At 71.2% G+C, this 11202-nt stretch carries 9 protein-coding genes and 1 pseudogene; 4 read left to right on the forward strand and 6 right to left on the reverse strand.

Going from position 1 to position 11202, the window contains the following annotated elements; all coding sequences use genetic code 11:
- Positions 1 to 56 precede the first annotated feature (56 nt).
- Entirely contained in the window at positions 57 to 671 is a 615-nt protein-coding gene (locus IZR01_RS43770; RefSeq protein WP_194927274.1) for an FMN reductase, read from the forward strand.
- A 118-nt stretch (positions 672 to 789) separates the two neighbouring features.
- Here the strand turns inward: IZR01_RS43770 and IZR01_RS43775 are convergent, their stop codons facing one another.
- Entirely contained in the window at positions 790 to 1809 is a 1020-nt protein-coding gene (locus IZR01_RS43775; protein ID WP_194927269.1) for a beta-ketoacyl-ACP synthase III, read from the reverse strand.
- Between the two features lie 115 nt (positions 1810 to 1924).
- Here IZR01_RS43775 and IZR01_RS43780 point away from each other — a divergent pair, with 115 nt between their 5' ends.
- Positions 1925 to 3838 carry a ThiF family adenylyltransferase gene (locus tag IZR01_RS43780; RefSeq protein WP_194927270.1) on the forward strand — a complete coding sequence of 638 codons (1914 nt, stop codon included), beginning with the start codon at positions 1925 to 1927 and terminating at the stop codon, positions 3836 to 3838.
- A gap of 54 nt (positions 3839 to 3892) precedes the next feature.
- Here the strand turns inward: IZR01_RS43780 and IZR01_RS43785 are convergent, their stop codons facing one another.
- Together IZR01_RS43785 and IZR01_RS43790 are read right to left on the reverse strand one after the other, a co-directional pair.
- Positions 3893 to 4744, reverse strand: coding sequence for an SAM-dependent methyltransferase (locus tag IZR01_RS43785; RefSeq protein WP_194898865.1), 852 nt, complete (start codon positions 4742 to 4744; stop codon positions 3893 to 3895).
- Between the two features lie 69 nt (positions 4745 to 4813).
- Positions 4814 to 6490, reverse strand: a complete 1677-nt coding sequence (locus IZR01_RS43790; RefSeq protein WP_194898864.1) for an NsdA family TPR-like regulatory protein — start codon at positions 6488 to 6490, stop codon at positions 4814 to 4816.
- 230 nt (positions 6491 to 6720) lie between these two features.
- On the opposite strand from IZR01_RS43790, the gene IZR01_RS43795 reads away from it, so the two are divergent.
- Positions 6721 to 6954, forward strand: a complete 234-nt coding sequence (locus IZR01_RS43795; RefSeq protein WP_194898863.1) for a hypothetical protein — start codon at positions 6721 to 6723, stop codon at positions 6952 to 6954.
- A gap of 240 nt (positions 6955 to 7194) precedes the next feature.
- Here IZR01_RS43795 and IZR01_RS43800 read toward each other — a convergent pair whose 3' ends face one another.
- Positions 7195 to 7725, reverse strand: coding sequence for a MarR family winged helix-turn-helix transcriptional regulator (locus IZR01_RS43800; RefSeq protein WP_194927271.1), 531 nt, complete (start codon positions 7723 to 7725; stop codon positions 7195 to 7197).
- 57 nt (positions 7726 to 7782) lie between these two features.
- Between IZR01_RS43800 and IZR01_RS43805 the strand changes: the two genes are divergently transcribed.
- Positions 7783 to 8190 carry a VOC family protein gene (locus IZR01_RS43805; RefSeq protein WP_194927272.1) on the forward strand — a complete coding sequence of 136 codons (408 nt, stop codon included), beginning with the start codon at positions 7783 to 7785 and terminating at the stop codon, positions 8188 to 8190.
- Positions 8191 to 8247: 57 nt separating this feature from the next.
- On the opposite strand, the gene IZR01_RS43810 is transcribed toward IZR01_RS43805, so the two are convergent.
- Positions 8248 to 10332 carry a PIG-L family deacetylase gene (locus IZR01_RS43810; RefSeq protein WP_194927273.1) on the reverse strand — a complete coding sequence of 695 codons (2085 nt, stop codon included), beginning with the start codon at positions 10330 to 10332 and terminating at the stop codon, positions 8248 to 8250.
- Between the two features lie 251 nt (positions 10333 to 10583).
- A pseudogene (gene glnII, locus IZR01_RS43815) lies at positions 10584 to 11202 on the reverse strand (glutamine synthetase); the annotation flags it as partial.

An 11202-nucleotide genomic window follows, 5' to 3' on the forward strand; every position in this document is an offset into this window, starting at 1 on the left:
ACGCGCCCCCCGCCCCGCCGCGCCACCCCGAGGCCGGCGGCGCCGCCCCGCTCCGCCTGGTCGCCGTCTCCGCCGGCCTCGGCCAGCCCTCGACCGCGCGCATCCTGGCCGACCGGCTGGCCGACGCGGCCCGCTCGCGGCTCGGCACACAGGGCCGCCAGGTCCTGGTCGAGGTCCTGGAACTGCGCGACCTGGCGCTGGACATCGCCGGGGCGATGGTGGCCGGCTTCCCGGGCGCCAAGCTGCGAGCCGCGCTGGACGCGGTCGAAGGGGCCGACGGCCTGATCGCCGTCAGCCCCATCTACACCGCGAGCTATAGCGGTCTGTTCAAGTCGTTCTTCGACGTCCTGGACAAGGACGGCCTCACCGGCAAGCCGACCCTGATAGCCGCGACCGGCGGCACCGCCCGGCACTCGCTGGCGCTGGACCACGCGCTGCGCCCGATGTTCGCCTACCTGCGCGCGTTCATCGTCCCGACCGCGGTCTTCGCCGCCTCCGAGGACTGGGCCTCGGCCGGGGAGAGCAGCCTGAACGAGCGCATCGAGCGGGCCGGTTCCGAACTCGGCGACCTGATGGCCGCCGTGCCGGCCGCCGCGCGTCGGCGCCATGACGAGTTCGAGGACGTCGTGCCCTTCGAGCAGCGGATGGCCGCGCTCAGGTCAGGAATCTGACACCCGGCTCATACCCGCGCCACGCGTGGCGACGGCATGCCCGACCGCGGTTCCGACCGCAGATCCGGCCGCAGTTCCGGCCGCACGCCCGACTCTGGCCGCACGCCTGACCCCGGCCTCACACCCGGGCCTTCCCCCGCAGATCCGGCCAGGTCAGCACCGCCGACCCCCAAGCCAGCCCGGCCCCGATCGAGGTGAGCAGCACCCGCTCCCCCGCGACCATCCGGTCGGTGTCGTGCGCGTCGGCCAGCGCCAGCGGGATCGACGCCGCGACCGTGTTCCCCACGTCCTCGATGTTGGCCACCACGCGCTCCGCGCCGATCCCCAACTGCTCGGCGACCCCGCGGATGATCCTGATGTTGGCCTGGTGCGGGACGAACCGCCCCACCGAGGTCACTTCCCACCCGGCCTTGTCCAGCGCCCGCCGCGAGGACGCCGTCATCTCGCGCAACGCCCGCTCGAACACCGCGGGCCCGTCCATCAGCAAGTAGGGCCGCTGATTCGCCACCGGCATCCCGAGCCGGGCCCGCGCCCCGCCCCCCGGCACCTCCACGGCCGCCACCTGCGACCCGTCGCTGCCCAGGTCGAACGCCCGCACCGCCCCCGGCTCGTCCGGCGTCCCGGCCCGCAGCACCAGCGCCCCGGCGCCGTCGCCGAAGATCGAGGCGGTGAGCCGGTCCCCGGGATCGACCAGGGTGGTGAACACGTCCGCGCCGATCACCAGGACCCGGTCCGCCATGTGCCCCTTGATCAGCGCGTTCCCGGTGGCCAGCGCGTGCACGAAGCCCGCGCACACCGCGTTGACGTCGAACGCCGTGATCCCGGTGTACCCCAGTCGCGAGGCCACCTCCGGCGCCGACGCCGGGCATAATCGGTCCGGGGTCGTGGTGGCCAGCAACACCACGTCCAGCTTGCCGAACCCGCTGCCCGCCCCGGCCATCTCCAGGGCTCGGGAACCGGCCTCCACGGCCAGGTCGACCGTCGACATCCCCTCCGCGACATGGCGTCGGGCGATGCCCAGCCGGTCCCGGATCCAGGCGTCGGAAGTCGCCAGCCGGGTGCTCAGTTCGTTGTTGTCGACGGAGCGCGGCGGAACGCAGCCGCCCACTCCCTGGACGATGGCGGCGCGTGTGTTCACACGCTCGATTCTGACCGGGGCAGACCGGACTCACATAGGACTTTCGCGCAGAATTCACCCGTTAGGTGCAGTTCCGGCTTGTCTCCGCCAGGTGCGCCATCCCATGGTCTTGATCATGGACTCGCCATGGATCTTCACCGCCTTCCGCGCCCCGGCCGATCCGGAGGCCGCTCCCGAGGCGCTCCGGGAGATGCGGAGCCTGCGCGCCCGGATCCTGTTCGACCAGGGCCGCCGCCCGGCCTTCCGCAGCCACGCCGGCGACCGCCCGGACGACCAGCCGGACCGGCAGCCGCAGGACCACGGCGCCTGGCACTTCACGGCCCGGCGGGCCCGGGACGGGGTCCACGGCGCGCCGCTTGGGTATGTCCGGCTCCTGACACCCGCGACCGCTTCCCTTTACCAGTCCAGGGAATTCCTCGGCTCTGAGCACTATGAGGAAGTGCTGCGGACCGAGAACCTGAAGCCGGAGACGGTCTTCGAACACAGCCGGCTGGTCGTCGAGCCCCGGGCCCGCAAACTGGGCCTGGGGCTGCATCTCAACGCGCTGGCCGTGGCCGCCGCGCACGAACTCGGCGCGGCGGCGATGATCGGCACCTCCGGCACCGCCGACGGCCAGGACCGGTTCCACGGCCACTTCGGCTTCCACCCGGTCCCCGGCACCCGGCGCTACGTCGAGAAGTACACCGAGGACGTCGTCATCCTGTTGCACCGCGCCGAGGAGGGCGCCGGCGAACACACCGCCCTGGTCGACGCCTACCGGCTGCTGTTCCGCCACGACCTGCTGGCCGAGGCCGACCTCGACGCCGATCCCGAGTGCGGCCTGACCTGCGAACCAGAGTCGGATTCCGGTACTGATTCAGCGCCCGTATTCGCCGTCCCGCACCGCGGACCGGCCTCCGGCGGCACCGCCCCGCGACGCCTCACCGCGATCGGCCCGTCCGATCCGCACCGCTGGAAGCCGGTCCTGTTCCAGCCCACCCGGCACGACGACCGCGTGGCGTTGGCCGCGCTGCTGAACACCGGCGCGGTCCGCGAGGTCGCCGACACCATCGAAGCGCAGCTGGCGGAACTGATCCGGGCCCGCGAACCCGACCGCGATTTCGACGCCGAGGCACTGGCCGCCGCCGGCCGGGACCAGACCGAGGGCGTGCAGCTCTGGGACTACGGCACGTGGGCCTGGTACCCGTGGTCCGGCCGTCTGGTGCACGTCCTGCCCCGCGAGGAGTTCCGCCTGGTCCGCACCGACCGCAACCGGGGCAAGATCGACCGGCCGGAGCAGCGGCGGCTGCTGGACAAGCGGGTCGGCGTCATCGGCCTGTCGGTGGGCAACAGCGCCGCGCTGACCCTGGCCCAGGAGGGCGTCGCGGGGGCCTTCAAGCTCGCCGACTTCGACACCCTCAGCGTCTCCAACCTCAACCGGCTGCGCGCCGGGCTGCACCAGATCGGCGTGAACAAGGCGGTGCTGGCGGCCCGGCAGATGTTCGAGATCGACCCGTATCTGGACATTGAGATCTTCCCCGGCGGGCTGACCGAGGACACCGTCAAGGAGTTCTTCCTCGGCGGCCACGGCCCGATCGACCTGTTGGTCGAGGAGTGCGACACACCGTGGGTGAAGCTCGCCGCCCGGGAGGCCGCGCGGGATCTGGGCGTGCCGGTGGTGATGGACGCCAACGACCGCGGCCTGTTGGACGTCGAACGCTTCGACCGCGAACCGCACCGGCCGCTCCTGCACGGCCTGCTCGGCTCGATGACCGCCGAGGACTGCCTGGACCTCACCTTCGCCGAGCGCGTGGACCTGATCCTGGCCATGGTCGGACCGGACCAGGTGTCCCCGGCGCTGGCCGCGAGCATCCCGAAGATCGGCAGAACGCTGAGCAGCTGGCCGCAGCTCGCCTCCGGGGTGGCGCTCGGCGGCGCGCTGGTGACCGAGGCCGCCCGGCGGATCCTGCTCGGCGGCCCCTGCGCCTCCGGCCGGTTCTACGTCGATCTGGAGGAGCTGATCGCGCCGGATCGGAGCCGGGTGGCGTGAGGACTCGGGCGGCTTGATGGCTCGGGCGGCTTGACGGCCCGGGCCGCTCGCGGATCAGGCGGCGAGGAGTTTGCCCAGCACCCCGTAGAACCAGATGTTCTCCGCGCCCTCGGCGTCCTGCGGCTTCTCAGGACGCCAGGCCGGCAGGTTCACGATGCCCGGCTCCAGGATCTGGAAGCCCTCGAAGAAGGCGGCGATCTCCTGGCGGGTGCGCGGCGACGGGTTCTTCATCACCGACTGGTACTGGCTCTGCACATTGCGGACCAGATCGCCGGTGGCGCCGTCGATGGTGGCGTGGGTCAGCGCCAGATAGCTGCCCGGCACCAGCATCCGCCGGTAGGTCTCCAGCACGCCGGCCGGGTTGTCGCCGTCGTCCACGAAGTGCCAGGCGGCCAGCGCGGTCAGCCCGACCGGCTGGTCGAAGTCGATCAGCGACTTGACGGTCGGGTCGCCCAGCACCCGCTCGGCGTCGACCATGTCGCCCAGCACCGCGCCGGAGTTCGGGTCGCCCTTGAGGATGTAGTTGCTGTGGCTCACCGCCGCCGGATCGCTGTCGATGTAGACGATCTTGGCGGCGGGGTCCACGGCGTGCGCGAGTTCGTGCACGTAGTTCTGGGTCGGGATCCCGCTGCCCAGGTCCAGGAACTGCCGGACCCCGTCGGCCAGCATCACCTTCATCGCCCGGGCCAGGAAGTAGCGGTTCTGCTGAAGGATCAGGCGGCCGTTCGGCTCGATGGCCAGCAGCCGCCGGCCGAAGTCCCGGTCCGGGGCGAAGTTGTGCTTGCCGCCGAGCAGGAAGTCGTACAGCCGCGCGACGCTGAACACGTCGGTGTCGATGTTCGACGGGAGGTCGTCGAAGATCGCGTCCACGTCGTTCCCGGGGTGCGCTCCGGTCGGGTCGGTCATCGTGGGGTGCTCCTTGGGGAAGTGGGGTGCACTTTTCCTGCGCGCGTACTGCCGCTTTCGAGCGCGGCTTTATAAGACCTCTTCGACACTAGCCGAGGCCCGCCCCGGCTTGTCGGCCGAACCGCGTTGTCGGCGGTACTTGGCCATGCGGACGTCCAGTGCCTGCACGATCGTCTCGCTCTCATGAGGCGCCAGCTGTTCGCGGGCGCGCGTCATCTCGGTAGTGAGCCGGACCGAGCCGGCCAACGTGGCCATCCGGGCCGCCTCGGCCAGCGCCCGGCAGGCCGCCGGGACGTCGCCGAACTGCACCTGGGCCTGGGCCCGGCGGGCCAGCGCCATCGCGTTGTTGTGCAGGTAGGCCGGGTTGAACCGCTGCTGCGCCAAGGCACCGGCGTCGGCGGCCTCGACCGGGTGCCCGAGCAGCAGGTGGCACTCGCTCTCCCGGGCCCAGTAGAACGCCGGGCCGTAGAAGCCCCAGCGCTCGGCGCCCGGCTCGGCCCAGTCGATGCGCTGCATCTGCTTGCGCTCCCGCTCCAGGGCCGCCAGGCTGCGCGCACCCTGGCCGGCCGAGGCGTAGACCCGGGCCGTCATGTCGGCGGCGTAGGCCTTGGCGCGCCGGCTCGGACTGCGCTTGGCCGCCTCCTCGGCGGCCTGGGCGTGGTCGATCGCGGTCTGGTGGTCGCCGGCGGACATGCTCAGATGCGCCTGCGCGGCCAGGATGTTCGCCGCCAACTCGTAGTCGTCGGCCTGGTAGGCGGCCTTACGCGCGTCGTCGTAGTAGAACCGGGCCGCCTCGTCCTGGCCCATGTTGAACATCATCCAGCCCAGCAGGTGGGCCAGGTCGCCGTAGACGACCCAGGCCTGGCCGGTCAACCCCGACGGGGCGTCCTTCACCACGGATTCCATCATGGCGCGCATCGCGAGCCCTGTCTGCACTGTCGCGGACGGCCCCAGCGCGGCGTTCTGCTGGCGCAGGCCCCCGACGATCAGCCCGGTGTTCTCGATCATCGGCGCGTCCACCCGGCCGGCCGGGCTGGGCGGCGCGATGGCGTCGGCACCGGCCAGCGGCGCCGCCGCGGCGACCGCGAACAGGCTGCTGAGATTCAGCAGCGCCGAGCGCCGGGACAGGCTGTTCCCGCCGTCCGGCGACTCCATCAGGGAGCTGATCTCCGCGACGGTGTTCATCGAGGAGAGCAGCTCGCCGGGGTTCGCCCCGAGCTCGTCGGCGGGCCGGGGCGGCGGCGGACCGAAGTACGGATCGAACCGCACCCCGGGGCCGGAGGGCAGATGCGGGGCCGCAGCCGCAAGTGCGTGCGGCTGCGGGGCTTGACGCGAGGGTGGCACCCCGCCGACGGCCGGGCCGGGCTCGCGGACCTGGCTGAACACCGGCCGCTTCTTGGCGCCGTAGTCGTCCAGGTCCGACAACAGATCGGCGACGCTGCACTCGTACAGCTGCGCCATCCGGTCCAGCACCTCCAGCGACGGCGCGTAGCCGGTGGAGCTGGGCCAGGCCTCCCAGTAGGAGAAGTTCTTGAACGTCTTCGGATCATCGGGCCAGCGCCGGGTCCAGCGCTCGGCCGCCTCCGGCTGGGTCCACCCGCGGGCCTGCCGCATCGCGACCCGCGCGTTGACGTGGAACCGCCGCTGGAACTCCCGGCCGATCTCGGCCCAGGAGTGGTCGGTGCCCCGCAGCTGGTCGGACAGTTGGGCCTGAATCTGTTTCAGGCTCCTGGGTTTCCTGCTCATGGTTCGGCAATCCCTGCCTCGGCGGGCGGCCCGGCGAACAGTGCCGGACCCGTCACGCGACGGTGCTCCCGTACTGTCGAATGTGACGCGCCCCCGCGCGGGGAGCGGGACCCAGACCTTTTCCTCCCAGCGTCACCGGGAGAAAATGTCGCATCGCCCATCATCCCATCACGCGGCGCGATGATGTGGACCAGTTACCGAAACCAAGGCGGACTTCAGGAGGACTCGCCGTGCTAACGACTCAGGACTCGGAGAACTGGGCCGTCGAGTTCACCCGGACCGACGGGGAGATGCAGTCCGTACAGGACGGTTTCACCAGCCAGGACGATGCGGAGTACTACGGCCAGTGCACTTGGGCCTCACCGGGTGGCAGGGGGATCGATCAGGTACGCGTGCGGCAACTGCCGCGCGGCCAGTGGCTGCCGGTGGCGCCGGCGTCGGTCTGCGGGGGGATCCGCCTATAGCGCCGGCCTTCCGGGGGGATGCCGGCACGCGTCCGCAGTCCGCGTGCTGGATTCGGGGATCCCAGCCCGTCCGGGTACGACTCTCGACGAGTCGGCCCGGGCGGGCTTTTGTGTGGGCTCTGCGTTCGGCCACGGAAGTAAGGGCACGAAACCGCCGCGCTCTCCAAGCCCAGGGAGCGCGACGGCCATCGAAACCCTATCGGACAGTTGGCCCATTTCCCCCACCCGGTCCCGAGCGGCTCAGTTATCCAGGTGCGTGAACACCTTCCGCAGCAGCGCGTTCAGGTGCTCCCGCTCGTCGTCGGTAAGCGAATCCAGGATCTCGTCCTGTACGGCCTCGGCGTCCGCGTCCAGCTCGGCAAGCAGTGCGCGGCCGGCGGCGGTGAGGGTGACGGTGATGCGGCGCCGGTCAGCGGTGTCGCGGGCGCGCTCGACGTAGCCGGCTTCGGTCTCAGTTCCGGTCTCAGTTCCGGCTCTGACTCCCGCTCCCGTTCCGGCTCCAGCTCCCGTTCCGGCTCCAGCTCCAGCTCCAGCCAGCTCGTCCACGATCTTCGCCATGTCGCTGGGATCGATCGCCAACCGGGCCGCGAGGTCCCGCTGCACGTGCGGCCCGAAATCGGCCAGCGCCGCCAGCACCGCGTGGTGCCACAGCCGCAGCCCCCGCTCGGCGAACCGCCCGGCCAGCCGCCCCCGCGCGATCTTGCCGGTCCGCGACAGCAGGTAGGTGGTCAGGCCGGTCAGCGAGGGCGGCACCGCACGCAGGTCATCCATGGTATGACTATAGGCGCCGACCTATCATGGGTGCGCACCCACTAATTTGGAGACGCCATGGACGCCCTGCACTCCCGCCTGCTGGTGACCCGCTTCGCAGATATGTTCGACTTCTATCAAGCCGTCCTCCCCGAGATGCTCGGCGCGAAGCTGCGCAAGGGCACGTCAGCCGGGCCGTACGCGAACTGGGACGTCGACGACCAGGCCGTCCTGGTGCTCTACGACCGGGCGACGCTGGCCGCCGTCGTCGGGACCGGGGCACTGCCGGCGAGCGCGGCGCCGGCCCAGGACCACACGATGTTCGTCTGCCGGGTCGACGACGTGGACGCCGGGGCTGAGCTGTGCGTGCGGCACGGGGCGACGCTGGTCGTGGCACCCACCGACCGTCCGGATTGGGGCCCGACGTTGCGCACCGCACACCTGCGGGATCCGGAGGGGAACCTGATCGAGTTGCAGTCGTACTAGAACTCGCTGGAACCAGAATCCGCTGGAATCAGGACTCGCTGGAACCTGACCCGCACTTCAGGCCAGCGCCCAGGGCCGCCACTCCAACGTCCGCGGGAGATCACGGGCGTCCATCCGGGCCGTGTACAGCGAACCGTCCGGTCCGACGGCCGCGGCCACGACCCGGCCGCGCACGTCAACGGTCAGCGAGGGGCGCAGGATCGGCCCGGGTCCGCTGAGCCAGCGCCGCACCCCGTCGGCCACCCCGACCCGCGGCTGCCAGACCACCTCGACCAGCCCGCGTTCGCCGCGCTGGGCCAGGAAGGCGCCGCCGACGTGCGGCTGGACCGCGACAACGCCGTACCCGCCCTGGCCGCCGAGCGCGGCGTCGGCCGCGGTGTCCCCCGGGCGCCAGGCACCGTCGGCGGGCCGGGACATCAGGGTCAGGATCCCGGTGTCGGCCGCCCGGGTGGCCAGCAGCGCCCCGCCGCCACGAAGCGTGTGGACGGTCGGCGGATCACCCATTGGAGGTAGCACCGAATGGGTGACGCTCGGGTCGCCGCCCCCGGCCGCGATGCGCCAGGTCCACAGCTGGTGGCTGACAGCGTGCAGTTCCACATCACCGTTCCGGGTGACCGCCGCGGTCAGACCGTCGCGCACCCGGTGGCCGCCGATGTCCCGCCAGTCGGTCCAGCGCGCGCCGGGCGTCGTCAGGTCGCGGTGCCGCCAGGACACTGACATGTCGGCGTTGCGGACGAAGACGTGGAGCGTGCCGCGCCCGTCGACCACGGCGGCCGGGCAGCCGACGGCGGTGGCGTCCTTCGTCACCGGTCCGACCGGGGTCCCGAGGCTGGTCCACGGGGTGAAACCGCCGTCGGACCGCTCCTCGGCGACGACCACTTCCTCCCGCCAGGTCCCCTGATCGGGGTCGGTCGTGGCCCGCAGGCCGACGAGCTGTACCCGACCATCTCTAGCGACTGCTACCTCAAGATGAGGGGTCAGCGATGCAGCGGTGTTCTGGTGACTGACCCGCGTCTTCTCGATCCCCACGCCGCGCCCGAATCTGCCGCTGCCGGCCGCGGTCTCGGTCCAGACCACCGCCCGGCCGTCGGTCGCGGCGAAGGCACGCAGCCGGCCGTCCGGGCCGAGACGAAGCCAGTCGGTGGTGCCGACGTGGCGCAGGTTCGTACTCTGCGACCAGCCGGGCCGGGCCGCGTTCCCCCCGACCGTGCGGTCGCCGCAGCCCACCGGGTCACCGCAGTTACGCCGGTCGGCCCAGCCGTAGACGCCCAGCAGGCGCAGCTTCTCGCGTTCGCTGGCCCCGCCGAGGTTGTGGCGCCAGCGCGCGTTGCCGTAGCCGACGTAGGCGTCCAGGCGCACGGCCGAGGGACCGCGGCGGGCCCGGTGATCGGCGTACGCGGCATAGGTGAACCACGCGGTCGCGGTGTGGTCCTCGTTGTCGGTGTGGACGCCGGAGTCGGTGAGCCAGGCCCGCTCCTTCGGCCCGCTGCGGCGCTCCGGGTCGGGGTCCATCGTGCGGACCACGGTGGGCAGGAAGCGGTCCATGAGGTCGGTGAGGGTGCCGACGAGCTGGTCCCGCGTATAGACCCCGCCGGTTATGGCGCTCTCACTCGGCTTCAGGACCGGCCGGGTCGTCTCAGTGCCGTGGAACAGCGCGGCCAGCGGCGTGTGGTTCTCATCGCCAGGCGTGGACCCGGTATAGCCACCCATCGCGATATCCAGGAAGACCAGCCGCACCCGCGAGTCGGACCCCAGCTCGCACAACTCGGCCTCGCCACCCCGGGTGACCAGCACGCTACGCCGCCACGGCGCGTCATCCTGCTCCCCGGCCATGCGCGCGTACGCCGACCGCAACCCGTGCTGCCGCGCCGCCGCGAAGGCCGCGCCACCCCCGGCCTCGGCCGAGGTCAGGACCACGGTCGTCACCTCACCCCCGGTCCGCACCGAGTCGGCGATATCCGGGTTCATGAAGTACAGGTCATCGTCCGGATGCGCGACGACCTGCAGAAACGCGACCCGGCCGGCCAGCTGCGCCGGACGCTCGACCAAGTCGGCCTGGGCAGTGGTGACGGCGTTGTCGGCACCGAACGCGCCGACCGCCAGTACTCCCATCCCGAGCAGCCCGAGCTCGCGACGAGACAAGTTAGGCACCTTGACTCCTGTGTGGCTGAATACCCCGCAAACCATAATCGGGACGCGGCAGAGGGCGCCGAGGTTGTCTTCGAAGTCATTTGTCACGCACAGAACACGCGCAAACACCCGTGGGGGCTCCCGATCCGGTCGGATCGGGAGCCCCCACGGGGAGGTTTGACGCCCTTTCAGCCCATTTCAGCCCACACCTGACGGCCCTCAGCTCACACGAGCCCTCAGCCCACACCTGCCCGGCCTTCGGCTCACACCTGTCCGGCCTTCTCCAGCGCGCTGCAACAGGTGTCGACGATGAGCCGGGTCACGACGTACGGATCGACGTTCGCATTCGGCCGCCGGTCCTCGATGTACCCCTTCTTGTCCACCTCGACCTGCCACGGAATCCGCACCGACGCACCCCGGTCGGACACGCCGTAGCTGTACTGGTGCCAGGGGGCGGTCTCGTGCTCCCCGGTCAGCCGCTCCTCGATCCCGGCGCCATAGGCACGCACGTGCTCCGCGGGCTTGTCCCCGTCCCCCAACGCCTCACACGCGGTGATGATCGGATCGTACGACTCCCGCATCGCCCTCGTAGAAAAGTTCGTGTGCGCCCCAGCCCCATTCCAGTCCCCCTTCTGCGGCTTCGCATCAAAGGAGACAGCCACCCCGAACTCCTCCGCGACCCGCAGCAACAGATACCGGGCCACCCACAAATGGTCGGCCACCTCCACCGGCCCGGCCGGCCCCACCTGGAACTCCCACTGCCCCGGCATGACCTCGGCATTGATCCCCGAGATCGTCAGCCCAGCCGCCAAGCAGTAGTCCAGATGCCGCTCCACCACCTCACGCCCAAAAACAGCACCCCCACCCACCCCGCAGTAATAG

Origin of the sequence: Catenulispora pinisilvae (assembly GCF_015356865.1) — a bacterium.
Taxonomy (GTDB): Bacteria; Actinomycetota; Actinomycetes; order Streptomycetales; family Catenulisporaceae; genus Catenulispora; species Catenulispora pinisilvae.